At 41.1% G+C, this 25,328-nt stretch carries 19 protein-coding genes; all 19 read left to right on the top strand.

Annotation, left to right across the window (positions count from 1 at the left end):
* Positions 1–18: 18 nt before the first annotated feature.
* Entirely contained in the window at positions 19–2,040 is a 2,022-nt protein-coding gene (locus A3I5_RS0103410) for a BglG family transcription antiterminator (protein ID WP_018373227.1), read from the top strand.
* The gene (locus tag A3I5_RS0103405) at positions 2,030–2,344 is read left to right on the top strand and encodes a PTS cellobiose transporter subunit IIA (protein ID WP_018373226.1); all 315 of its coding nucleotides are present in this window, start codon (positions 2,030–2,032) and stop codon (positions 2,342–2,344) included. The genes A3I5_RS0103410 and A3I5_RS0103405 overlap by 11 nt, the downstream gene beginning before the upstream one ends.
* Before the next feature lie 107 nt (positions 2,345–2,451).
* Entirely contained in the window at positions 2,452–2,871 is a 420-nt protein-coding gene (locus A3I5_RS0103400) for a hypothetical protein (protein ID WP_145955189.1), read from the top strand.
* Between the two features lie 184 nt (positions 2,872–3,055).
* Positions 3,056–4,423 (top strand): PTS cellobiose transporter subunit IIC, encoded by a 1,368-nt coding sequence (gene celB / locus A3I5_RS0103395; protein WP_018373224.1) that lies wholly within the window; start codon positions 3,056–3,058, stop codon positions 4,421–4,423.
* A gap of 528 nt (positions 4,424–4,951) precedes the next feature.
* Positions 4,952–6,613, top strand: coding sequence for a ribonuclease J (locus A3I5_RS0103390; protein WP_018373223.1), 1,662 nt, complete (start codon positions 4,952–4,954; stop codon positions 6,611–6,613).
* A 288-nt stretch (positions 6,614–6,901) separates the two neighbouring features.
* Positions 6,902–7,675, top strand: coding sequence for an alpha/beta hydrolase (locus A3I5_RS0103385; RefSeq protein ID WP_018373222.1), 774 nt, complete (start codon positions 6,902–6,904; stop codon positions 7,673–7,675).
* A 213-nt stretch (positions 7,676–7,888) separates the two neighbouring features.
* Positions 7,889–8,593, top strand: a complete 705-nt coding sequence (locus A3I5_RS0103380) for a M57 family metalloprotease (protein ID WP_018373221.1) — start codon at positions 7,889–7,891, stop codon at positions 8,591–8,593.
* Positions 8,594–8,626: 33 nt separating this feature from the next.
* Positions 8,627–8,983 (top strand): hypothetical protein, encoded by a 357-nt coding sequence (locus tag A3I5_RS0103375; RefSeq protein ID WP_018373220.1) that lies wholly within the window; start codon positions 8,627–8,629, stop codon positions 8,981–8,983.
* Positions 8,984–9,811: 828 nt separating this feature from the next.
* Positions 9,812–10,588: a gamma-glutamyl-gamma-aminobutyrate hydrolase family protein gene (locus A3I5_RS0103370; RefSeq protein ID WP_018373219.1), complete on the top strand. Its 777-nt coding sequence runs from the start codon at positions 9,812–9,814 to the stop codon at positions 10,586–10,588.
* 18 nt (positions 10,589–10,606) lie between these two features.
* Positions 10,607–12,007: an APC family permease gene (locus A3I5_RS0103365; protein WP_018373218.1), complete on the top strand. Its 1,401-nt coding sequence runs from the start codon at positions 10,607–10,609 to the stop codon at positions 12,005–12,007.
* Between the two features lie 35 nt (positions 12,008–12,042).
* Positions 12,043–12,423 carry a RidA family protein gene (locus tag A3I5_RS0103360; RefSeq protein ID WP_018373217.1) on the top strand — a complete coding sequence of 127 codons (381 nt, stop codon included), beginning with the start codon at positions 12,043–12,045 and terminating at the stop codon, positions 12,421–12,423.
* Positions 12,423–13,562 (top strand): trans-sulfuration enzyme family protein, encoded by a 1,140-nt coding sequence (locus A3I5_RS0103355; RefSeq protein WP_018373216.1) that lies wholly within the window; start codon positions 12,423–12,425, stop codon positions 13,560–13,562. The genes A3I5_RS0103360 and A3I5_RS0103355 overlap by 1 nt, the downstream gene beginning before the upstream one ends.
* 114 nt (positions 13,563–13,676) lie before the next feature.
* Positions 13,677–15,068 carry a dipeptidase PepV gene (gene pepV, locus A3I5_RS0103350; protein WP_018373215.1) on the top strand — a complete coding sequence of 464 codons (1,392 nt, stop codon included), beginning with the start codon at positions 13,677–13,679 and terminating at the stop codon, positions 15,066–15,068.
* A 215-nt stretch (positions 15,069–15,283) separates the two neighbouring features.
* Positions 15,284–15,964 (top strand): helix-turn-helix transcriptional regulator, encoded by a 681-nt coding sequence (locus A3I5_RS0103345; RefSeq protein ID WP_018373214.1) that lies wholly within the window; start codon positions 15,284–15,286, stop codon positions 15,962–15,964.
* A gap of 558 nt (positions 15,965–16,522) precedes the next feature.
* The gene (locus A3I5_RS0103340) at positions 16,523–18,442 is read left to right on the top strand and encodes an ABC-F family ATP-binding cassette domain-containing protein (protein ID WP_018373213.1); all 1,920 of its coding nucleotides are present in this window, start codon (positions 16,523–16,525) and stop codon (positions 18,440–18,442) included.
* Positions 18,443–18,479: 37 nt separating this feature from the next.
* Entirely contained in the window at positions 18,480–19,349 is an 870-nt protein-coding gene (locus A3I5_RS0103335; RefSeq protein ID WP_018373212.1) for an Rgg/GadR/MutR family transcriptional regulator, read from the top strand.
* Between the two features lie 81 nt (positions 19,350–19,430).
* Entirely contained in the window at positions 19,431–20,603 is a 1,173-nt protein-coding gene (locus A3I5_RS0103330) for an MFS transporter (protein ID WP_018373211.1), read from the top strand.
* 103 nt (positions 20,604–20,706) lie between these two features.
* Positions 20,707–22,317, top strand: coding sequence for a C69 family dipeptidase (locus A3I5_RS0103325; protein WP_018373210.1), 1,611 nt, complete (start codon positions 20,707–20,709; stop codon positions 22,315–22,317).
* A gap of 318 nt (positions 22,318–22,635) precedes the next feature.
* The coding region (locus A3I5_RS11550; protein WP_156809064.1) for a GAG-binding domain-containing protein at positions 22,636–25,328 on the top strand (2,693 nt) is incomplete at its 3' end.

Here is a 25,328-nt window from a genome sequence, read left to right as displayed (position 1 = left end):
GAAGTGGAGGCAGATCATATGCTTACAAACAAGGAAAAAATACTTGTTCAGCATTTGCTGAAACACAAGGAAGATTTTACGACAAGTCTAGAACTAGCAGAGCTTTTAGGATGTTCTGATCGGACCATCAGAACCTATATGCGCAACATCTCTCAGGAACTAGAGGACTTTTCAGGTGTTACATTAGTGTCTAAGCAGGGGCAAGGGTATCAGTTGCAGTTTGAAGATGAGGAATCGATCAAAAAACTGGCCAAGCAATTTAGCTCAGCAGATGCACTCTTTGCCTCTCAGGACACGACTGATATCAACGATCGCCATAGTTACATTCTCAATAAACTCTTATTGGAACAAAAAAATCTCTACTTTGATGATTTGGCAGAAGAGCTGTTTGTCAGTCGCTCAACACTTTCTAGTGATTTTAAAAGGATCAGAAAAGTGCTTGAACCTTACCAGCTAACAATCGAAAGCAAAGCCAATAAAGGCGTCTACGTCAAAGGCGAAGAACAACAAATTCGGCGCTTTATCATGGATTATTTCTTCAGCAATGGTTTTTTTCAGACACTTTACCATTATGTAGATGAAGAGCTGGTTTATGGGAAAATCAATTTTGAAGCCTTGACAGTGATCGTCTTGGACGAGTGTCGAGAAGCAGGCTTACAACTATCAGATTTTGTGATTCAAAATCTCGTCGTTCATTTAGCGCTTGCTATTCGACGCTTGGCGGAAGGATTTCGCATCTCGTCTATCGATGACGTCGTTGGTCCAGAGCACGATACAGAAATTCGTGTCGCAAGGAGGATCATGGATCGCATTAGTCTGGCCACAAAACTAGACTTTCCAGAAGAGGAAGTAGCCTACATCGCTCTTCACCTGATTTCCAAAGGAAAGCTAGAAAGTGACAGCTATGATACTGATCAGGTGTCACCTATTCGGCAGGAACTGAGTCAAGCGTTAGAGCTTATCTTTGCTGACCAAGCCTTGAGTGTTCAACAGGATTTTCAGTTGATGGAAGGGCTTTTGACCCATCTTGCGACCCTTTATCTAAGAAGTAGCAGTGGCATTACCTTGGATAATCCGTTACTAGAAGATATAAAGGCTAATTATCCTCAAGCCTTTGAATTGGCTGAAAAGACCCTAAATGCGATGCCATCTTTTGTTGATTTCACGCTATCAGAAGATGAAATCGCCTATGTGGCGCTTCACTTTATGGCTGCACAAGAACGCTTCAAGGAGCAGCTCAAATTTAACGTTTTAGTCATTTGTGCGACAGGTTATGGTTCGGCGCAAATGCTAAGAAGTCGGATCGAAAATGAACTGCGGCAATACGTGACCATCAGTGATGTGATTGGTTACTATGAGATTACAGATGAAAAACTCAAAGGCATTGATTTTATCATCTCATCAATCGATCTTTCTAATCTTATTTTCAACATTCCAGTCTTTACCACGTCAGTCTTTCTGAAAGAAGATGAACTGATCCACATAAGACACAAAATTGAGCAGTTTGAAAAAACACGGCAAGCAAACCAATCGCATGAACAGCGAACAACGGGAGAAAATTTAGCCACTTTATTCGAGTCTTTCTTCTCACCGAACTATTTTTACATTGAATATTCGGAGAGAGCGAACAAAGAATCGCTATTGCGTCAGATGGTTGAGCAGCTAAGTGACCGCGAGGACGACAAATTTCAAATGCGTCTGCATGAAATGATGTCCCAGCGGGAACGCCTCAGCTCAGTGCTCTTTAGTGAGATGATTGCTGTTCCGCATCCCATTAAGCCAGTTTCGGATGAGTTAAAAGTGGCCGTTGCGCTCATACCAAATGGTCTTAGCTGGGGAGATGAATCTGACGCAGTCAAGCTCGTTTTTCTGCCGTCCATTAGCAAGAGAAATAATGACGGCCTTAAGGTCATCACCAATGCGATTGTTGACCTCGTTGATCGGCCTGAGCTTGTGGAAGCCTTGAGTCAATCTCAAGACTTTGAAACGTTTAAACGTATTTTTATAACAGAATTAGGGGGAGTAAACGATGAATCCTGAAGAAGTTCAAGTTGCTGCATTTGAAATTATTTTAAACAGCGGCAATGGTCGAACAGTTATTCATGAAGCTTTCGCTGCTATGCGAGAGGGAAACTACGAAGATGCGGCGCAGAAATTAGAAGAAGCCAATGATGAAATTCTTCTAGCCCATCAAGCCCAAACACGCCTTTTACAGGAGTACGCAGGCGGCACTGAAATCAAAATTGAAATCATTATGGTTCATGCTCAAGACCATTTGATGACCACCATGACCCTGCGTGAAGTGGCCTTAGAGATGTTGGAGCTGTATAAAAAAGTAGGATAGGAGTGCCCATGAGAAATCAAAGCCAAGTGCTATCACAAAGAAAAAAAGCATCACATGATGCACGCAAGCAGGCTGCTTTAAAAAGTACAAAATTTAGCCGATATCTAATGATGAGATATTCCATTGCAGGATTTTTCTTCGCTAATCTCTATTGGCTGGTGGCACAGATTCTAGAGTGGAGCTTTTATGGACTTATCCCTATAGTGATGCTTATTCTTAGTGTCTTAGCAGCAGCTGAACAGCTAAGAATGTACGGAACAGATACTGTTTATCTAAGTTGGACGAAAGTCTTTTTCCAAGTAGCGTTTGTCTTGCAAATGGTTCTGATAGGGTGGATTTATCTGACAGATCAGTTGGGACTGATGTTTCCTGTATTTTCAGACAGTATTGCAACCAAGTTATTCCTGACTGGACTTTGGAGTGTGGGTATTGTATTGGCCTATGCTAACCTACATCGTATTGCCTTGATTGCGAATAATAAGGATAAGGCTTACCACCGCATCAAGCAACTTGAAAAATTTGTATAAGCCATGAGCGACTTGAAAAAGGTGTTGGAAAATGGCGGTCAGTCATCTTTGATGACACTGACGTACCTAGACCAGAACGGCTAGGAGTTTTGCGATGAAATCAACTTAGCTAGACGAAACGAAATCGAGCATTTAGCTCAAATTCAGTTACATAAAATAAAAAATTTTGGAGGAGGTTATCCACATGGAAAATCAAGGTGGATTATTCGGTTTTTTAGAGAACCACGTTATGGGGCCAATGGGGAAATTGGCTCAGTATAAGGTAGTTCGTGCAATCACAGCAGCAGGTATGGCTGCGGTACCATTTACCATTGTTGGTTCAATGTTTTTGGTATTCTCGATTATTCCTTTAGCATTCTCATTTTGGCCATTTGTTGCCGATATCTTTGCAGCATCCTTTGATAAGTTCACATCTCTCTACATGATTGCAAACTATGCCACGATGGGTGTTTTGTCGCTTTATTTCTGTTTGGCACTAGGATATGAATTAACTAAAATTTATGCAGAGGAAGAAGACCTCAATTTGACACCGATTAACGGTGCCCTACTTTCACTCTTTGCCTTCATCATGACTGTTCCACAACTTGTTTTTGAAGGTGGTGTGATGACAGCTGTTCAAAACCTAGAAGAAGGCGCAGTTATTGTTGACGGTTGGGCAATGAGCAATGGGGTGTCACGCTTTGGTACGACAGGTATCTTTACAGCTATTATCATGGCTGTGGTAGCGGTAATGCTTTATCGTCTCTGTGTGAAAAACAACTGGGTTATCAAAATGCCAGATGCGGTTCCAGAAGGCGTTTCACGTGGTTTTACAGCTCTGATTCCAAGTTTTGTGATTGCTTTTTTTGTGCTGATTCTCAATGGTGTTTTGATCGCCTTAGGTACAGACATTTTTAAAGTGATTGCGATTCCATTTAGTTTTGTCTCTGGATTGACAAACTCATGGCTTGGTATCATGATTATCTATCTCTTGACACAACTTCTTTGGGTTGTTGGTATCCACGGTGCAAACATTGTCTTTGCTTTTGTTAATCCAATCGCATTAGCTAATATGGCTGAAAATGCGGCTGGTGCTAACTTTGCTGTTGCAGGTGAGTGGTCAAACATGTTTGTCATTGCTGGTGGTTCTGGTGCGACATTAGGACTTTGTATTTGGTTGGCAACGCGTGCTAAGTCAGAACAATTAAGCGCTATCGGTAAAGCATCTCTTGTTCCAGGGATCTTCAATATCAATGAACCCCTTATCTTTGGTATTCCTATTATCTATAATCCATCATTAGCCATTCCATTTATCTTAGCACCAATGACTTCTGCGACAATTTACTACTTTGTCAATGCTATGGGCTTGATTCGTCCAGTTATTGCTCAAGTGCCATGGCCAACACCACTTGGTATCGGTGCTTTCCTTGGTACTGCTGATATAAAAGCTGTTCCAGTAGCCTTTGTCACAGCACTTGCAGCCTTTTTGGTCTACTATCCATTTATCCGTGCTTACGATAAAAAACTTTATGCTGAAGAACAAGGCTCAGCAATGGAAACTTCCATTTCTTAGATAATCTCTGAGAAGTCATAAGAAAACCTCTTCCTGTTTATCAAAATAGGAGAGGTTTTATTTTCCTTCTAAAACCAGCTGTCAGCAGCTCCATTTTTGTTTTTCCTTGGGAAATACGGTATAATAAAGGATAATAGGGGAGTGAGACAGACCATCATGGCTGTCTGTCCCACTCTCAAAACAGTCAATCGACTTGGTCAAACCGTTTGGCGACCGAGGAACATATGTGAAAAGAGACAAGGTTTTGCTAGCTTTGTCCTGATAATACACAATAACAATCTAAGATAGCGTTTTAGCTACATTGAGAAATATTAACGTTATGACTAAAGCGTGCTGATAAGCAATTATTTTGCCCTAGTAATAACACTTCTGAATTAAGATGTGAGACTGTGAAAATGCACACTCCATTAGAAGTTACCTGCATCGACACTATCTCAGAAACTATCAAAAGGTCAGTTTTGGTATTTATTAAGCATAAAATAGAAATAATCGCTCTGATGGCAGCGAAAAAAGGAGACGGATAAGTAGATGGACAACATAAAAATTATAGCTCTGGGTGGGGTTCGTGAAAATGGTAAAAATCTCTACCTAGCTGAAATAGAAGACACGATTTTTGTCTTGGATGCGGGGTTGAAATACCCTGAGAATGACCAGCTTGGCGTGGACTTGGTGATTCCTAATATGGACTATCTGGTTGAAAATAAAAAACGAGTAGCAGGGGTTTTTCTGACCCATGGACACGCTGATGCGATCGGTGCTTTGCCCTATCTTTTGGCCAATGTTAAAGTGCCTGTTTTTGGATCTGAGTTAACCATCGAATTGGCGAAATTGGTCGTGAAAAATTACGATTTGACCAAGAAGTTTAACGATTTTCATATCATTAACGCCGAAACCGAAATTGATTTTGGTGTGACAGAAGTGTCTTTCTTCAAGACGACTCACTCTATTCCAGAGAGTTTGGGAGTTGTGCTTAAGACTAAGGCAGGAAATATTGTCTACACAGGTGATTTCAAGTTTGATCAGGCGGCAGAAGATGGTTACCAGACAGACTTTGCGCGTTTAGCTGAAATCGGACGTGAGGGCGTTTTGGCTCTTCTGAGTGATTCAGCTAACGCTGATAGCAAGATTCAGATTGCCAGCGAAAGAGAGGTCGAAGCTGAGGTCGCTCACGTCATGTCAGACTGTAGCGGGCGTGTCATTGTGGCAGCTGTTGCCAGCAATTTGTCTCGGATTCAGCAGGTTTTCGATGCTGCTGATGAGACAGGACGCTATGTCCTTTTGACAGGATACGATGTGGAAAACATTGTGCGCACAGCTATGAAGCTTGGAAAACTGAAAGTTTCCAACGAACGTTTGATCATTAAGCCTAAAGATCTGCCGCGTTTTGAAGATCATGAGCTAGTCATTTTAGAGACTGGCCGCATCGGAGAACCATTAGAAGGCCTTCGTAAGATGGCAATTGGCCGTCACCGCTATGTCCAAATTAAGGATGGGGATACGGTTTTCATTGCGACGACACCGACTGTTTCTAAAGAGGCGATGGTTGCTCGAGTGGAAAATCTGATTTACCGTGCTGGTGGTGAAGTCAAATCAATCACCAATAACTTGCGCGTGTCTGGTCACGGGAATTTCCGTGATCTCCAGATGATGATTAACATTCTTAACCCAAACTACCTCTTTCCAACGCAAGGGGAGTACCGTCAATTGGCCGCCCATGCTGAGGCTGCCCAAGAAGTTGGTATCTTGCCAGAGCATATCTATATCATGAAACGTGGAGATGTCATGGTTTATGAGGGTGATGCTTTTCTTCACACAGGTTCAGTTGCCTCAGGCGATGTCTTGTTGGATGGCCAAGCCATTGGTGATGTGGGAAATGTCGTGTTGCGTGATCGTAAGCTCCTTTCTGAAGAAGGAATTTTTATCGTTGCTATGACGATCAACCGCAGGCAAAAGAAAATTGTGGCCAAGGCTAGGGTTCATACGCGTGGCTTTGTCTATGTCAAGAAGAGCAGAGATATCTTGAGTGAAGCAGCTGACTTGGTCAACACGACAGTTGAGAATTACTTGGCGCAAGACGACTTTGATTGGGGAGATCTCAAAGGCGAAGTCCGAGATGCTTTGGGCAAATACCTGTTCGACCAGACCAAGCGTCGTCCTACGGTACTGCCAGTCTTGATGGAAGTCCGTTGATACACCTTGCAGTTCAAAAAAACTAATTGTGGTGGCTACACCACTTAGAACTCCGACAGGGAGCGAGATAAACAGACAACCATGGGGAACTCTCTCATGGTTGTTTGTCCCAAACTCCCTTAACAATCTTAGTCAGTCTTGTGAGGAGTGACTGTTAATACCTGAACCTAGACATGAGAAAGCAAAATGGAAAATGACTGACAAATTTTGCTTTCGGCCCCTATATAATTCGAGTTTGTATCTGCAGAAGAAAGATTTGGACAATTACTGACATTAGGAGGGAAACTTATGGCAGTTTTTAATATTGAATACCGTTCTGATATTTTGGATTTGGAATATCCTGTCAATGTCATCTACCCAGACCTGTCTCGAGTGGACAATCCCGATGACAAGGACATCCCAGTTCTCTACCTGCTTCATGGCATGGGTGGGAATCACAATTCTTGGCTGAAACGGACGCGTTTGGAACGCCTGGTACGTTCGACCAATCTAATCATCGTGCTTCCAAACGTCAACAACGGCTGGTACACCAATACCAAATATGGTTATCGCTACTTTGATGCCTTGACAGCAGAATTACCCAAGGTACTCCAGCGATTTTTCCCGAATATGACCAAAAAACGTGAGAAAACCTTTATCGCAGGCCTTTCCATGGGTGGCTATGGCGCTTTTAAAATCGCACTGGAAACCAATCATTTCAGCCATGCAGCTAGTCTTTCAGGTGCTCTCAGTTTTGATGGCATGCTGACAGAAGGGTTGGAGAATCAAGCCTACTGGGAAGGTATTTTTGGGTCTATAGAGCAGTTTCAAAACCAAGCGACCCCTTTGCTGGATTCAGCGCTTTTATCCGATAAACAAACTAAATTCTGGGCTTGGTGTGGAGAGCAGGATTACATTTTTGAGCAAAATAACTTAGCAGTGAAAGCATTAAAGGCTAAGGGCTTTGACTTGGAATACAGCACCAGTCCTGGAACGCATGACTGGTACTACTGGGAAAAGAAAATAGAGTCCGTTCTTAAATGGTTGCCTGTGGATTTTCAAGAAGAAGAGCGGTTGAGCTAATCTGTTATGCTAAAGATTTTGAGCTTTGACTTGCTAGACCTTTAGAACCTGTATTCATGGCTCACACTTTGATTAAGACGAGATGCATCGTTCGTTTTTTAATAGAGTCAGTGTTTTTTCAAAAAACGATTTCCTGAGTCATGTGAATACAGATTTTTAAACGGAGTTAGCTAAAGAAATCCCCTTGAAGCTGTGTTGAAAGGAGGTTTTGTGATGAGACGGATTTTACTATTGCCTTTTCGGCTCTTGTGGGCAATGATTCGCTTTGCTTTCAAGCTAGCAACCGCTGTTCTAGTGGCTTTTCTGAGCCTACTCACAGTGGTTTATGTTTTAAACACAGAGGCCTTTGCCCAGTCAGAAGTAACTCAGCAGGTCAATCATGGCCTGACTCGCTTAGTTGAGCGCTTTAAAGCAGAACCCTTTGGTCAGGAATTGTCCAAACTATCCACAGATGTTGTCTACACGACAGAGGGCGCCCGTTGGGAGACCAATCAAGCGACGGTCTACATCGCGTCTTCAGACCCGACCTTTGTCACTGCTTATGAGCAAGCCATTGCCAATTGGACTTCAACAGGTGTTTTTACTTTTGTACAAGTTTCGACAGCAGAGGAAGCAGACATTATTGCGACGGATTACGCTGCCCCTGACACGCCAGCTGCGGGTGTGGCGGAGTCTACTGTAAACCCACTTACCCATCGTATGGTCAATGTCACCGTTAAGCTAAATAGCTATTATCTGTTAAATCAGGCCTATGGTTACAGTAGTGAGCGGATTTTGCACACAGCAGAGCATGAGCTAGGCCATGCCATTGGGCTTGGGCATCAAGATACGGAAACCTCTGTTATGGCATCAGCGGGTTCTTATCATGGCATTCAACCAACTGATATTACAGCCGTTCAGGCACTCTACAGTCAGTAACACCAGCTTTGGAAACTATTCAAAGGAGCTTTCTTGTTAAAAACGATTAAATTTCTTATATTGACCTATCCTCAACAGGTCCTTATCTTCTTACTCAACTCTAGTCTTTTTATCTGGATCAGGGTGAGCTTGGCACAACTGTCGCATCAGACGGGGCTTGATAATCTTTATCAGCTTTATGCCCCAACATGGCTGCAAGGCTTGACGGACAACAGTTTTGAGAGATTTCTAGCCTTCATGGAAACGTCATCTTGGGCTTGGCTGGTGGCTAGCCTTATCCTCATCATGGTCTGGCGTTGGCTATCTAGACTTCTACGCACCCTATTTCTCCTAGCTCTTCTGGCTTTTGCTCTTTGGTTCATCTGGCAAAATCAAGCCTGGCTAGCCTAGAGCTTTAATCGGAGGGTACAGGTTCTGTGTTTACTTTGCCCCCCTTTTCAATTGTAGTAGCGGATAGATGATAGAAAGCTAACGTTGTGATTATTTGCACGTTTAAATAAGTATATTGTGCTATTTCCATAGAGATTTTCGGAACAGAATATTTGATAAACCATTTTAAAGTGGAATGCTTATAAATCATGGAATAATAGTCTTTCAAGTTTGAAAAAGCAACGGTATAATTGTCCGTTGTTTTTTTGTGTAGCCTTTATAAAATGACTTACAGTTAAGACACTTTTCTTTTAAAAGACAAAGGATTATTTAGTATCTCTTTTTGAAACGAAGTTATCTTCTTTTGATTAATCAAGTGTAAAATACCTCAGAAGTTCAATTAATAAGAGCTTCTGAGGTTTTATGTTGGAGAGATTATTGCTTTAAACTAGGTCTCAAAATGCGTGTGTTTAGTCTTCAAACTGATGAAAGCAGAAGAGTTTCGCTAAATTCTATTTTATGATGGGGTTAGTAGGCTCTAGTTTAGCATCTGGTAAGATTAGTGATTGTATGAAAGGATTCCATAGCTATCCTTAGACTGAGTTTTTGGGTTTTTTATCGTAGACCATCTTGGAGTTTTTGTGTGCTTACAAAAATTCTTAGTAAGTTGTATAGAGAATTTCCTGCTACATAAGTTATATATTATGCTTTTTCTGTCGAATATCTAAAAAAGAGGCTCGTTTTATAAAAAGTTATATTTTTTTATAAAAAAATGTTGCAAACGGATACAAAATGGTGTATTATAATTTTATAAAAACAATTAAAAAATATTATAAAAGGAGTCTTGAGATGGCACACATTAAAGTTCCGATAATTGGGATTTCGGCTAGTATCATCATTGACCAAGGCGGGATGTTTCCAGGATATCACCGCAGCTACGTAAATGAGGACTATGTTTTGTCTGTCAGCAAAAACGGAGGTATTCCAATGATTTTGCCCGTCACAGATGAAGAGAGGGTATTAGATGGTTATATCAATAGTATCGATGCCTTGATTTTATCAGGTGGACATGATGTTTGTCCGTTTAACTATGGAGAAGAACCAAGTCCGAAATTAGGCGATACTTTCCCAGCGCGTGACCAGTTTGATTTTGCCTTACTGAGAAAAGCTAAGGAGAAAAATATTCCTATTCTTGGAATTTGTCGTGGAGCGCAGATTATCAATGTTTATCATGGGGGAACCTTGTGGCAGGATTTGAGTTATGCTGATCAACCATTTTTGAAACATTGGCAGGAACATTATCCAGATTTACCAACACATTCCATCCGCATCGAGAGAGATTCACTCTTGTACCAGATTTTTGGTGAGGAAAAAATGATGGTCAACTCTTTCCATCATCAAGTCATGCGTCATGTACCAGAGGAATTCCGTGTGGTAGCGCGTGCAGCCGATACAGCAATTGAAGCGATTGAACATGTCAATTATCGTTTCTTAGTGGGAGTGCAGTGGCACCCTGAGATGCTCTACCTTAGCAGGAAAGAAATGAATAGGTTGTTTAAAGCTCTGATTAATGAAGCAAGGGGTGATACCGTTGCTGAAATCAATGATGTTAAAGCAGTTGTATAGGATACGAAGGAGTGAACCATGAAGAAAAAATTGGGATTTTATTCTATTGTTTTATTGACAATTAACTCAATTATTGGAACAGGGATTTTTTTATCCCCGGGAGGTGTTGTTGCTAGCAGTGGAGATAAGGCGTTATTAATTTATTTTTTAGCAGCAATTTTTGCTTCCATTTTAGCTGTCACGTTTGCTGCAGCCGCTAAGTATGTTGACAAGGGTGGGGCTTCTTATGCTTATGCAAAAGCTGCTTTTGGGGAAAAAATTGGATTTTATGTTGGGATTACCCGCTATATTGCAGCTAGTATTGCATGGGGTGTGATGGGAACAGCAGTTGTTAAAACTGTACTGAGCATTTTCAAAATGGATAGTGGTAATTTAATGCTAGTTACAGTTGGTTTTGTTATCTTGATGGCAGTATTGTTAGGTATTAATCTCTTAGGAACTCGCCTGTTTACCATTATCAATAATGTGTCTACGATTTGTAAAGTAGGTGCTTTGGTCACAACTATTTTAGTTGGTATCGGTTTAGTTGTCTTTACAGGTGTCAATGAATTTTCAACCATCAAAACGCTGACAGACTCAACTGGTAAAGCTTTGGGTTCTCAAATGGATATGCCAGCTTATGTCATGGCGATTATTGCAGCTTTCTATGCTTTTACAGGATTTGAAAGCGTTGCAAGTGGTGCCCAAGATATGGAAGAGCCAGAAAAGAATCTTCCACGTGCTATTCCTTTAGCAATTGGTATTGTCGCAGCAGTTTATATTGGGATTGTCGGTGTGGCTATGATGATTAATCCTGCGGCTATCGTTTCTACAACTGAAGTTGTTGCGCTTGCATCTGTTTTTGAAAACCCAATTATTCGTGCGATTATCTTAGGCGGAGCTTTGGTATCCATGTTTGGTATCAATGTAGCAGCATCCTTTCATACGCCACGCATTTTGGAAGCAATGGCTTTACAAAAACAAATTCCAGATTACTTCTCGCAACGAACGGAAACAGGTTTCCCAATTCGTGCATTCTTCGTCACGATTGGTATTGCTATTTTGTTACCAATGGCTTTCCGCTATGATATGGGAAACATTATAGTGCTCAGTTCTATTTCCCGCTTTATTCAATTTATCATTGTACCGGCAGCAGTAATGATCTTCTACTTTGGATATCAAAAAGAAGATATAGTGTCTACTGCTAAGAAGAGCTTTATTGTAGATGTTGTAACTCCAGCTCTGGCACTTGTTTTCACTGTCTTGTTACTTTACAAATTTAGCTGGTCAGCACAATTCACAATCACTACGGAAGATGGCACTGTTGTCGCAAACATATTTGCTATTATTGCCATGGTAATTGGATATATTGTTTTACCACTTGGTTTGATGCTCTGGCAAGCACATCGTATAAAATCTTTCAAACTTGAAGCAAATTAAAATTAATTAATAAATTTAAAAGGAGTTAACATGATATGGTAACACGTCTAACAAGTGAACGTATTCCACCAGCGGTTGGGAGTTATTCTTCGGCAAGTAGGACAGGGAATTTGATTTTTACATCGGGTCAATTACCGATTAATGTTGAAACTGGTCAGATTGATCATGCAGACATCGAATGGCAAGTAGGACAGTCTTTGAACAATATTAAAGCGATTTTAGAAGACAATGGTGCTTCTATGAGTTGTATTGTCAAAACGACTGTTTATCTAAAAAATATTGAAGACTTTGCAGCTTTTGATAAAGTCTATCAGGCGTTTTTTGAGGAAGATTATCCAGCTCGCACTGCTTTTGCAGTCGGTTCTCTACCGATGGGTGCTTTAGTAGAAATTGAGGCTGTTGCGGAGGTTAAATAGTGAAAGAGAACACCAAATTATTACATGGGTACCAGGTGTTAGATGAACACACGGGAGCTGCATCTATCCCTATTTACCAAACCTCAACTTTTCACAACAAGCAACTCTATAGCGATTCTCAACAGTATCTTTATACTCGCTTTTCAAATCCTACGATTGACGCGCTAGAAGATGGTTTTAGAACTCTGGAAAATGCCAAGTATGCCATCAGCTTTTCATCTGGCATGGCAGCGATTTCCAATGTGATTATGCTTTTAAAGACAAAAGACCATTTGATTGTGCCGAGGGAAGTCTATGGGGGAACCTGTCAATTTGTCACAAAAATCTTGTACAGATATCAAATTGATGTGTCCTTTGTTGATATGGCAGATTTGAATGAAGTTCGTAATGCCATTCGCTCTAATACGAAGATGATTTATTTAGAAACCCCATCCAACCCGTTGTTAAAAGTAACCGACATTAGAGGACTCGTTGCAATTGCAAAAGAGCATAACCTGATTACTGTTGCCGATAATACATTTATGACAACGCTAGCGCAGGAACCGCTGGAGTTAGGTGTTGATATTGTGGTGGAAAGCGTCACCAAATTCATCAATGGGCACAGTGATGTGGTAGCGGGTCTTGTTGCGACAAATAATGAGTTTTACTACAACGAGCTTAAGCTTTTTCAGAAAAACTTTGGTGGAATTCTTGGGGTGGAAGATGCCTGGCTAATCATGCGTGGCATGAAAACAATGGGGATTCGGATGGCTCATGCAGTCTCTAATGCCCAAGCTATGGCAGAATACCTACAGGCTCATCCCAAAATTAAGAAGGTCTATTATCCAGGATTAAAGAGTCACCCAAATCATGCGATTCATCAGTCGCAGGCTAAAAATGGAGGAGCTGTTCTCTCCTTCGAATTGGCTACGAAAGAAGAGTTACTTGATTTCACTAGTAAGGTTCGAATCCCGATTCTTGCGGTCAGTCTGGGTGGTGTAGAGTCTATCTTATCTCATCCTGCAACTATGTCTCATGCTTGTCTCAGCCCAGAAGAAAGAGCTGAGCAAGGCGTGGTTGATGGACTTCTACGTCTATCTTGTGGGATTGAAAATATTGAAGACCTTATTGATGATTTCGAACAGGCATTAGGTAATTAAATCTATTACGACCTCCTTATTATTTTACGCTGAAAAGCAGTATGTGTGATGGAAACGTCAAGGCACATGCTGTTTTTCGCTAGAAAAAACAAAGGATTAGAAAAAGGAAACTATATGAATTGGTTAGAAGAAGTAACAAAACGAAAGGAACAATTGCTAAGTGAGTTAGAGACACTCCTTGTGATTCCCTCAGTCCGAGAAGACGATAAGGCCACTAGTGATTGTCCAGTTGGACCTGGACCTAAACAGGCTTTAGAGCATATATTATCACTAGCAGATGAAGCAGGCTTTAAGACAAAGATGATTGACTCTCTTGTTGGGCGAATTGACTGGGGAGAGCCGGGGTTAGAGCCGTTTGGTATTTTGGGGCATGTTGACGTCGTGCCAACGGGGGAAGGTTGGACTAGTCCGCCCTTTACTCCAACTTATCAAGATGGAAAGTTGTATGCTAGGGGTGTTTTAGATGATAAAGGCCCATTATTCTGCACTTTTTTTGCAACTCGTATGCTGAAAGAAATGGGGTTTGTACCGAAGAAGCATCTTCAAATTATTATTGGTACAGATGAGGAAAGTGACTGGAAATGTATAGACACCTATTGCCAGAAAGAGACTTTGCCAACTTATGGTTTTGTACCAGATGCTTATTTTCCGATTGTCAATGGTGAAAAGGGTGTTGCATCTCTTGTATTTCATCTTCCCGTTCAAACTGAAAAAGAAGAGCTAAAACTGACTTGTTTCGAAGCAGGCCTGCGAGAAAATATGGTTCCAGAGCAGGCAGTTGCTACATTAACCGGTCCAGTTCCAGAGGCATGTATTTCCGCATTTGAAAGCTATTTGACTGAGAAAGAGTTGGATGGATTATGGACAAAAGAGGAAAACTCAGTGACCTTTATTGTCAAAGGGGTCTCAGCTCATGGATCAACACCTCAAAAAGGAAAGAATGCAGCTACCTTTTTAGCTTGTTTTTTAGCGTCGTGGGTAGAAAGCCCAGGCTGGCTAGAGTTGTTGGGGACAGTTTTACATGAGGATCATAATGCAGAAAAGTTAGGCTTATTTCATCAGGATGAAAAGATGGGTACCTTGATGATCAATGTAGGTTTGGTTAGTTTTAATGCCCTAAGCGGTGGTTTTATTCGTGCTAATATCCGTTATCCAAAAGGTGTAGAACTATCACTAAAAACACAAAAGTTCCTGAAAAAAGAGTTGGCTTCATATGGTGTAGGTATAGAAATCATCAATAGTAAGGCCCCTCATTATGTAGCAGCTGAAGAGCCTATAGTCCAAACCCTATTGAATATTTATCACACACAGACAGGTTTTCCTGCACATGAACAGGTTATTGGTGGTGCAACCTATGCTCGTTTATTAGAGAAAGGAGTTGCCTTTGGAGCACTGTTTCCAGATGCTCAAGATACCATGCATCAGGTTGACGAACATATGCGTGTAGAAGATATTATACGGGCAACATCTATTTATGCTCAGTCAATTGCAGAGCTTGTTTGCTAAAAAAACGAATGTTTTTAACAAATAAAATATTTTTCATCGAATTAGTAACCAATTTATTGTGAGAAAACCGTAGTTGATTTCTTAATGTTACTTTAAAAGGTTCGGGAATTTGAGATTTAAAAAGTTGTTATTTGTATGGAATGTGGTAGAATGGTGTTATAGAATATTATAAAAACAACTCATAGAAACTATCTTTCAATGAGGAGAGGAAAACGATGGACTCGAGATTGACACAGTATTTGCCTTTACTAGATTTTTTGGCAACTGTATTCGGGAAAGAGACTGAATTAGTCTTGCAGGATTTTACAAATGGTTTAGACAATTCCGTGGTTTATATAAAAAATAATTTATCTGGACGTGAAATTGGCGCACCAGCTACCGATTTTGTACTGGATGTCTATAAATCTAAGGTGTACCTAGAAAAAGACTTTTTGGTCAATTATCGAACTAAGACTATAACAGGAAAAGAGTTATATTCATCTAGTTTTTTTGTGAAAGATAAAGGGCAGTTGATTGGCATGATTTGTATCAATGCGGACAAGAGCAAGCTGATTACCTTAAAACATTTATTTGAAAGTAGTTTGGGTGTTCTGAATGAAGAACTCAATATTAAAGAACAGGACAATGGAGACAATGTAGTAGAGAATTTCTATGCGTCTGCCGATAGCTTGATAGAAGATACAATTATTAAGGAAACACAAGGTAAGGATCTTAGTAAAAGTCGTATGACAAAAGATGAAAAAGTTGCGATTGTTCGTTCCCTCTACCAAAAAGGCTTTTTTGATTTTAAGGATTCTGTTTCAAGAATAGCAGAAGTTTTCCACATGTCTGAAGTAAGCATATATAAATATGTTCAGCAAGTTAAACAAGAAGAGGAACAATCAAAAACAATATAAGAGAGTGTGGAACAGATGCCTACAGCTAAAAAATAGTTTTTCTTGCTTTGTTGTTTTCAGGCTTAAACCGCTGCGAATGGCAACTTTGACTAAACGAAAAGAAACGAGACGGAGTGCTTTTTTGATCTGACCCCCAAAAGTTGGACCTTATATTTTAAGCTAAGGATTGAGTTCTGTATTGTACAGGGCTCAGTCCTTTTCTCATTAGGAAATATCTGTTGTTATCAGTATGTACGATTTTTACTATCAGTAGAGGCCTTGATTTAGAGGGACGCAAGTAATTAAAAGAGGATTGATACTTAGTGGCGAGTAGCGATACCTGCTTTTATTCCTAAAAATATCCTAAAAGGGAGGAGTGTGAACACTGATTATGATATTGGGTAGACCTATGTAAAATCCTCTAATACTCAACAGTTTTATGTACTTTTTGGAGATTATTATGGAGAAGTTGGGCTTAACATTACAAACAGGATGAACTTTAAGAGAATGACTATCCAACAGGAGATTACAGATCTTGTACCTGTTTTTTTCTGGCTTGAAATCTGATATAATAAACACATGATTATTTTACAAGCCAATAAAATCGGACGGAGCTTTGCGGGCGACGTCCTCTTTGAAAATATTGATTTACAAGTGGATGACCGTGACCGCATTGCTCTTGTTGGCCGAAATGGTGCAGGGAAGTCCACCTTGCTGAAAATTTTGGTTGGTGAAGAAGAACCCAGCACTGGAAGTCTCAATAAAAAGCGGGATCTGTCGCTCAGTTATCTGGCTCAGGATAGCCGTTTTGAGTCTAGCAAGACCATTTATGAGGAGATGTTGGCGGTCTTTGACGACCTTCGTCAGACAGAAGGTCGTCTTCGACAGATGGAGGATCAGATGTCGGAGCTGACTGGTCAAGATTTAGACCGTCTCATGCTCGATTACGACCGTCTGTCAGAGGAATTTCGTCTCGCTGGTGGATTTACCTATGAAGCGGATATTAGGGCGATGCTTAATGGTTTTAAATTTGACCGATCCATGTGGGACAGGCCGATTGCTGAGCTCTCTGGTGGGCAAAATACCCGCTTGGCTCTGGCCAAGATGCTTCTCGAAAAGCCAGAACTCTTGGTTTTAGACGAGCCGACCAACCATCTGGATATTGAGACCATCTCTTGGCTGGAAAATTACCTGATCAATTATAGCGGTGCTCTCATCATCGTCAGCCACGACCGTTACTTCTTAGATAAGGTTGCTACTTTGACCATGGATTTAACTCCTCGAAGTTTGGATCGTTATGTGGGCAATTATTCTCAATTCATAGAATTAAAGGCACAAAAACTAGCCACTGAAGCTCAGAACTACGACAAGCAGCAAAAGGAAATCGCGAAGTTAGAGGACTTTGTCCAGCGCAATCTCGTACGGGCTTCGACTACCAAACGAGCGCAAGCTAGACGTAAACAGCTAGAGAAGATGGAACGCTTAGACAAGCCTCAAATCGGTCAAAAATCTGCCAATATGACCTTCAAATCCGCCAAAACTTCTGGCAATGTCGTTCTGACTGTTGAAGATGCGGCCATTGGTTATGATGGTGAAATCCTAGCTTCACCAATCAATATCGACCAGCGCAAGTATGAGGCCATTGCTGTCGTTGGCCCAAATGGAATCGGCAAGACTACTTTTCTCAAGTCCGTGCTAGGCACTATTCCCTTTATCAAGGGAGAGGCAAAATTGGGTGCTAACGTTGATGTCGGCTACTACGACCAGAACCAGTCAGACCTGACACCTAGTAACACAGTCCTTGATGAACTCTGGAATGATTTTCGAACCACTCCTGAGCTTGAGATCCGAAACCGTCTCGGTGCCTTTCTTTTCTCAGGCGATGATGTCAAAAAATCAATCGGCATGCTGTCTGGTGGCGAGCGTGCTCGGGTGCTTCTAGCCAAATTGTCCATGCAGGATAAGAATTTCCTGATTCTGGATGAGCCGACCAATCACCTAGACATTGATAGCAAAGAAGTCTTGGAAAACGCCCTGATTGACTACGACGGCACCCTGCTCTTTGTCAGCCACGACCGCTATTTCATCAACCGCATAGCCACTAAGGTTTTGGAACTCTCCGAGACGGGCTCTACTCTTTATCTGGGAGACTATGATTATTATATCGGGAAAAAGGCAGAGCAGGCAGCCAGCCTAGCAGCCGCACAAGAGAACACTAGCCAGCTAGATTCCTCTTCACAGGAAGCTCCAGTCAGCAAGTCCTATCAGGCCAGCAAGGATGCCCAGAGAGAGCAGCGTAAACTGACGCGACGCATTGAGCAAATCGAAGCCGAACTAGAAATACTTGACGCCAAAGTGGCAGACTTAGAAGAGCAGATGACCCAGACCAACGATGCAAGCCAGCTCATCGACCTCCAACAAGAACTGGACAGCCTTTCTAACCAATCCGAGACCCTTTTGACCGAGTGGGAAGAGCTGAGCGAGCAATTGGTGGACTAGCAGCGACAGAGGTTAACATGCCTAGAAAGGATACTCTATGACGCATTATGGTGCTGTTTTTCGTCGTTTGCGACAGAACCGCAATTACTCCCTCAAGCAAATTGCAGGAGATGAGCTTTCACTTGCCCAGCTGTCACGATTTGAGCGTGGTGAGTCGGATATTTCACTGGGCAAATTTTTCTACGCCCTCTCTAAACTTCAGCTGACCGTGGCAGATTTTATGGCAGTCGTCCATGACAATAAAAACAATGACCTTGTCGAATTCATGGCAAAGCTCATTCCTTATGACTATGAACGTGATATTGAGGGTTTCAAAGCCTTACAAGAACAGGAGCAGCAAAAACTAGAAGAAAATCCAGATGCCCTCTATCCCAAGCTCAATCGGATCCTCGTTCAGGGCTTTATTTGCCAGTATGATGAGACCGAGCAGATGATGCCAGAGGACTTGGCCTTGGTATCTGATTACCTGTTTTGCACCGAAGAGTGGGGCATGTATGAGATTATCCTAGTCGGAAACCTCTATGTCTATTATGATATGGAGCAAATCACACGCATGGTCGCAGAAGTTTTGAGAAATAAGTCCTTCTATCAAGCCATCGGCCGCCACCGTAATTTAGTTATCCTCACCTTGCTCAATGTTTATATGACCAGCATTGAGCGACGAGAGTTTAGCCAAGCCGAGCGCTTCCGTCAGGAGTTACAGAGCTTGTTGGACAATGAAACTCAGACCTATCCTCGCATGATTTTCCTCTACCTGAATGGCTTTTACGCCTACAGCAAGGGAGATCTCTCGGCTACTGCGCAAATGCAGCAAGTCATTGCCATGTTTGATGCTATTGATTCCAAGCATTTAGCCAACAACTACCGAGAGCATTATGAGAAGTGGGTTACCAAGTCCAATAGCTAAAAATTCTCTTATTTGCAAATAAATTCGACCTTCTAAGAATTTTCTCTATACTAGAGAGAAGAAAATTCTAGGAGGTTTTTTATGAATGCAAATGCCATTAAACTAATCAGCAGCCGTGTGGTTAATAAGATCGGAAATGTCCTTTATGATTATGGTAATAATGCTTGGATGGCCTCGCTTGGCACGCTTGGTCAGCAGTTTCTAGGTTTTTATCAGCTAACAGATTTGCTGATTGCGATTATGCTTAATCCTTTTGGTGGTGCCATTGCTGACCGTTTCAAACGACGGAAAATTTTGCTGTGGACAGATGCCCTCTGCGCTATGCTTTGCTTTGGTGTTGCCTTCATCTCGCAGGAGCGTCTCATGCTCTATGCCCTGATCGGGGTCAATGCAGTTTTGGCGATTTCTTCGGCTTTTTCCAGTCCTGCCAATAAATCGTTTACCACAGCAGTTGTGACTAAGGAGGAGCTAGTCACTTTCAACGCTAACCTTGAAGTTGCCTTAAAAATCATTAGCGTCTCAGCCCCTATCTTGTCTTACGCTGTTTTAAAACTAGCCAGTCTCCAAGCGACTTTGGTATTAGATGGCATTAGCTTTGTCTTATCATTTTTACTGGTATTTGCCATGAAGGTGGAAGAAGAACAACCCAATCAGGGAAAGGCTGGCTTGACATTTCAAACTATTTTAGGAGATATCGTTGACGGCGCGCGATTTATTTTTCGAGAAAAAGAAGTCTTTTTCTTGCTCATGGTCGCATCGCTAGTCAATACCTTTATGGCTGCTCTCAACTACCTGCTTCCTTTCACAGATAAACTTTACGCTCAAGCAGGCAGTTATGCGACTTTACTCAGTCTTGGGGCTGGCGGTGCTATAGCAGGTGCGCTGATAGCGCGCAAAGTTCCTAATACCATGAACGCTCTCTTAGTGAGCCTTTGTCTTTGTGGAGTGAGTTTGATTTTACTGGCTCTGCCTATACCAGTCTTTCTAGCCCAATCTGGTCATTTCTTCTTTGAACTTTTCCTGACAATTTTTAATATCCACTTTTTCAGTCAGGTTCAAACGCGTGTACCCAATGACTATCTGGGTCGTGTCTTTAGCACCATCTTCACTCTAGCCATTCTTTTCATGCCTTTTGGCACTCTCTTTATGACCCTTATGCCAAATACGATCCAACTCATCAGTTTTGCAATGATTGGCTTAGGCATTGCGATTTTTAGCCTAGGAAGTATGATTTATCTGAGTAAGAATGGCTAGAAATGGTATGGTTTTCACAAATGCTCTGTGATGCAATTCTCGTTTTTTAATAGCTTCAAGGGTTATAATAAACTTGAAAACGCTATCCAAAAAGGAGGATATTATGAAATCTAAGAAAATAGCACTTGGGTTGCTGGGGGTTTTACTATCTATCAGCTTCCAAACACCAGTTTTGGCCTGTACAGGGTTTATTATCGGCAAGGATTTGACTGCTGATGGCTCCACCCTTTATGGACGAACGGAAGACTTAGAACCCAATCACAATAAGACCTTTGTGGTCTATGAGGCCAAGGAAAACAAAGAGGGCGCTAAGTGGGTCGACAAGTCCAATGGCTTTGAGTATCCTCTGCCTGCCCACTCCTACAAATATACCGCTGTGCCAGATGTGACGCCAGAGCAAGGTGTATACGATGAAGCTGGTTTCAATGAGCATGGTGTATCGATTTCTGCAACCGTTTCGGCTTCGGCTAACGATGCCATTTTAAAACGAGATCCCTATGTTAAAGATGGGCTTGCAGAATCCTCCATGGCCAGTGTCATTTTGCCCCATGTTAAAACGGCTAAAGAAGGGGTGGAACTCCTAGCCAAAATTGTGACCGAAAAAGGCTCAGCCGAAGGAAATATTGTAGTTCTGGCTGACAAAGATGGTGTCTGGTATATGGAGATTTTGTCTGGACACGAATACGTTGCCATCAAATTTCCAGACGATAAATTTGCAGTCTTTCCAAATACTTTCTTTTTAGGTCATGTAGACTTTTCAGATACGACCAATGTCATTGCCTCAAGCAAGGTTGAGGCGCTAGCCAAAGAAGCTAAAACCTACAAGGAAGTCGATGGCAAGTTCCACATTGCCTTGTCCTACAATCCAGACTTATCAGATGCCAATAGATCCCGCGTTTATTCTGGCATCAAATCCTTAGATCCTGATTCCAAGGTTACTTATGAAGATGAGAACTATGAGCTTTTGCAATCAACGGATAAAAAATTGACCTTGGAAGACGCCATGGCCTTACAACGGAACCGTTTTGAAGGGCTTGATTTGAAGCCGCTGGATCAGATGGAGCTTGATGGTAAAGGCAAACCGAAGTCCAAAGATGCCGTGGAGGGTTATGCTTATCCTATTTCAAATCCGAACGTCATGGAAGCTCACATATTCCAGCTTAAGAGTGACCTTCCTGCTGAGCTGGGTGGTGGTGTAATGTGGCTAGCTATGGGTAGTCCAAGAAATGCTCCTTACTTGCCTTACTTTGGCAATATCAGTAAGACCTATAAAGCTTACCAAGAAACTAGTACCAAGTACAATCCTGATTCTTGGTACTGGACGGTGTCTCATATCAATGATATGGTATCAGCACATCCCGATTTGTTTGGAACAGAAGTTATCGATGAAATGAAAAAACTCGAAAGTACCTGGAGAAACGAACAAGAGGTGCTCAATCGAGAAATCATTGGCCTTTCAACAGAAGAAGCTGTCAAAAAAGCTGATGAGACCTCGCTTGAACGAGCTGAAAAGACTTTTAACCGTCTTAAAGAAATAGAGATGGACTTGGAAAAACGACTTCCAGATCAAGAAAAATTAGCTTCTAAAACAAGTGCAGAATCAGAAAAATCTACCACCCCTAAAACTCAAAACAATATAGGGCTCTATCTTGGTCTCATAGCCATTGTCGCAGCGGGCTTAGGTTTCCTGATTCTAAGAAAGAAAAAAGCCTAATTTTTAATGAAAGCAGTTTTATCTTTTTTATAGCTTAAACGTCATAGTGCTCTGCCCTATGGCGTTCTTTTTTGGAAAAGCTATCGGTGTAGCAAAATCCATCATTTATATTGAGAGAATCAAGCGTGATGCACTGATAAGAGCCAATCTATCGTTAATCATCAGATGAATTTCTAAAAAAACATAAAAAATGTACACAAACCACAGATTAACAAAAGATTGCGGTGGTAACCTGATATTATAGAAAAAGAACTCATATATGTGAGATTTTTTTGCTTGCTCCATAATCTAAATTTATGGGATATACAGTACGATGAAATGAGGAAAAAAGTCATGAAAAGCCAGAGAGATTTAAGATACTCGATTAGAAAGTTAAAGTGCGGTGTTGGCTCGATAGCGGTTGCTATGGTCGTTTTTAGTGCTAATTCTACCGCCCTTGCAACGACGATGGAACAGCCCTCAGCAAGTGAAGTGGTCATGTCTTCAAGTGACAAAATGGAAGCGGATTCAACTTTGTCAGATGAGGTAGCAGTAAAAGAAGAGCTGTCTCCAACATCTGAAATCATCCCAGTAGAAGAACCGACCACAACGGAAAACCAAGAGCCTAAAGAAGCTGACCTACCGAAAGAGCCTGAGACTGTCACACTCACTCAAGAGCCAGCAGAGCCTTTACCAGTGGCAGAGGCGAGATCAGCAGGGAGAGAAAAGACAGACAAGGAACTGAGAGAAGAGAGTCAAAAGCTTTTTCTTCAATACTTGTATCAGAGGGTTCAGGAATTGCGCGATGTGGACTATGAGCAATATGGTACCACAAAAAATTTAGACTCATCAAAGAACTTAGATAATGTTTTTGCTTCAAGCAACAAAGATAATACTGACTTATCTGTTGCTATGGCTGGATATGTTGACTCTATCGTCAAGGCTAGAGGACAAGAATCAGAAGGTAAAAAGAATTTCAGTGATTATATACAGAAAGATTATAGAGAAGCTAGTTCAAAAGGATTAAAGGAACTAGAGGAGAAAATTAATGGACATTCTTCTGCCAGTGAAGAACTCAAGAAAACATACATTCATAGAATAGGTAAGGTAACATCATTAGTAGAGCTCTATAAGACTATTCCAGAAGAGTTTGAAAGAGAAGTAGAGAAGCAAAAATTAGAAAAAGATAAGAAAGAAACAGTACCATCAGAAAAAGACCAACCACAAGGCGATGCACCAGCCAATCCAGACCAAGAGCAGCCACAAGGCGATGATTCAGGAAGTTCAGACAAAGAAGAACAACCCCAAAAAGAGAAACCAGCTGATCAAGATAAGATTGCTGAGTATAAAAAGTTATTTGAGCAGGCAAAAGAATTAGCAGAAGTTGATGGTAGCTATAAAAATGCTCTAGGTGACTCTCCAGGAACTAGTTTAGAGGAAACTCTTGACAAATCTGGAGTGACTGATATGGAATTAGCAGAAGCTTTCCTTAGCTTTATTAATTATGCTAATGGTCATAAAGAGAATAACGGCTCTCAATTAACCGATGTTGAAAAAGCTAAGCAGAAGCTTTCCACGGACTATCAAACAGAACTCCAAAAAGCAATTAAAGCAGAGACAGATAAAATCAATAAGTCCAGTGCTTCGGAAGGCTTAAAAAAGAAATACAATGAATTGCTAAAGAAAGAAACGAAGCTCACAAGAGCATATAAAGAAATCCCTGGGCAATTCGATAAGGCTTTAGTTCAAGAACAAAAAGCAGAATTACAAAAAGAGATTGAGAAAGCAACTCAAAAAGTATACCAAACCGCCTACTTGAAGAATAAGGACTCTTATGTAAGTCAGCTTGAAAAAGTATCTTCCAAAGATGAAATTACAAATATCTTAAAACAGGTAGAAGAAGCCGCTAAAAAAGATAAAGCAGATTTTGAAGCTGCGGAGAAAGTCCGTAAAGAAATTAAAGACTTTAAATATCTGACACAAGAGCAGAAAAATGGTTACTCTACTGAATTGGAAGAAAAGACCAAAGAAGAAGCAGCTAAGATACTAGAACGGGCGAAAAACGAGAATCTCCAAGGTCTGATACAAGCTGGTCAGGGATTGATTAAAGAATTGCAATCTGAACTGGCTGAGGTTGAAAAGCTTCCAAAAGCACCTGATACAGATGATTATAATGAGCAACATGGCTTGTGGGAATACTTTTCAAAACTTGGAAAAGATCAGATTAATAATTTTAAGCAATTTGCTGTTAAGCCTAGCTTGGATATATTTGCTAAGATTGAAAAAACTTATAAGGATTTAATTGACTTTGGTTATCAATTAAGAATAGAGGATTATACACGACAAGTAGCAGAGTATCGGAAGAAATATTCAGGACATCTAAAAATTGAAGAACTCTTTAAAAAACATATAAAACAAACACCTAGCACTAACTATGGGAGTCAGTTTGGGCATGACCTGCGGTTTTATTTTGAACAAGAATTAACTCCTGCTTTCCAAAAAATTCAACAGCTTGTCAATAACTTAGATAAAAAAGCAGAAGGTGCTCAAAAACTTGAAAAACTGATTGCAGAGTATGCTGAGAAACCTAAGGCACGTGAGTTGATGAAAGCATTGGAGGAGCGAGAAGCTCTTATAAAGGTTGCCAATGAAGAAATAGGTGGTTTTGATAAGTTAATAGATAAGTATGTCAAAGATGCAGAGGATGCTGTCGCTACTTACAACAAAGAGTATCAGATGTATTTAGAAGTGCTCAAAAAAGGACAAGAAGCTATGCGTTCCGATATTGGTCGTCTGAGAGCCTTGAAAAATGAGAAAGCGACAGAATTAGCTAATGAGTTAGAACGAGAAGTTACTTATCTCGCAACCGCAGAACTNTNAGGCNNNTTTGACTACAAAACATTTATCCCTGAAAATGTTGCCAAGGTGAAAAAGCAAGTTGATGACTTCATCGCAGAATATGAAAGGACACATCGTCCACTCACGCCACTTGAACCAGCGATTGTAGAGACAACAGAGATCCAAAAAGAAGC

The organism is Streptococcus merionis DSM 19192, from assembly GCF_000380085.1.
GTDB classification, from domain to species: domain Bacteria; phylum Bacillota; class Bacilli; order Lactobacillales; family Streptococcaceae; genus Streptococcus; species Streptococcus merionis.
The sequence above is the reverse complement of the archived record's forward strand: the minus strand, read 5'-3'. Positions and strand labels throughout refer to the sequence as shown.

What these genes read in the sequence shown, in the direction of transcription:
- A3I5_RS0103410 (WP_018373227.1), top strand. Translation starts at nt 19, where the DNA reads ATGCTTACAAACAAGGAAAAAATACTTGTTCAGCATTTGCTGAAACAC.
- A3I5_RS0103405 (WP_018373226.1), top strand. Translation starts at nt 2,030, where the DNA reads ATGAATCCTGAAGAAGTTCAAGTTGCTGCATTTGAAATTATTTTAAAC.
- A3I5_RS0103400 (WP_145955189.1), top strand. Translation starts at nt 2,452, where the DNA reads ATGATGAGATATTCCATTGCAGGATTTTTCTTCGCTAATCTCTATTGG.
- celB (WP_018373224.1), top strand. Translation starts at nt 3,056, where the DNA reads ATGGAAAATCAAGGTGGATTATTCGGTTTTTTAGAGAACCACGTTATG.
- A3I5_RS0103390 (WP_018373223.1), top strand. Translation starts at nt 4,952, where the DNA reads ATGGACAACATAAAAATTATAGCTCTGGGTGGGGTTCGTGAAAATGGT.
- A3I5_RS0103385 (WP_018373222.1), top strand. Translation starts at nt 6,902, where the DNA reads ATGGCAGTTTTTAATATTGAATACCGTTCTGATATTTTGGATTTGGAA.
- A3I5_RS0103380 (WP_018373221.1), top strand. Translation starts at nt 7,889, where the DNA reads ATGAGACGGATTTTACTATTGCCTTTTCGGCTCTTGTGGGCAATGATT.
- A3I5_RS0103370 (WP_018373219.1), top strand. Translation starts at nt 9,812, where the DNA reads ATGGCACACATTAAAGTTCCGATAATTGGGATTTCGGCTAGTATCATC.
- A3I5_RS0103365 (WP_018373218.1), top strand. Translation starts at nt 10,607, where the DNA reads ATGAAGAAAAAATTGGGATTTTATTCTATTGTTTTATTGACAATTAAC.
- A3I5_RS0103360 (WP_018373217.1), top strand. Translation starts at nt 12,043, where the DNA reads ATGGTAACACGTCTAACAAGTGAACGTATTCCACCAGCGGTTGGGAGT.
- pepV (WP_018373215.1), top strand. Translation starts at nt 13,677, where the DNA reads ATGAATTGGTTAGAAGAAGTAACAAAACGAAAGGAACAATTGCTAAGT.
- A3I5_RS0103345 (WP_018373214.1), top strand. Translation starts at nt 15,284, where the DNA reads ATGGACTCGAGATTGACACAGTATTTGCCTTTACTAGATTTTTTGGCA.
- A3I5_RS0103340 (WP_018373213.1), top strand. Translation starts at nt 16,523, where the DNA reads ATGATTATTTTACAAGCCAATAAAATCGGACGGAGCTTTGCGGGCGAC.
- A3I5_RS0103335 (WP_018373212.1), top strand. Translation starts at nt 18,480, where the DNA reads ATGACGCATTATGGTGCTGTTTTTCGTCGTTTGCGACAGAACCGCAAT.
- A3I5_RS0103330 (WP_018373211.1), top strand. Translation starts at nt 19,431, where the DNA reads ATGAATGCAAATGCCATTAAACTAATCAGCAGCCGTGTGGTTAATAAG.
- A3I5_RS0103325 (WP_018373210.1), top strand. Translation starts at nt 20,707, where the DNA reads ATGAAATCTAAGAAAATAGCACTTGGGTTGCTGGGGGTTTTACTATCT.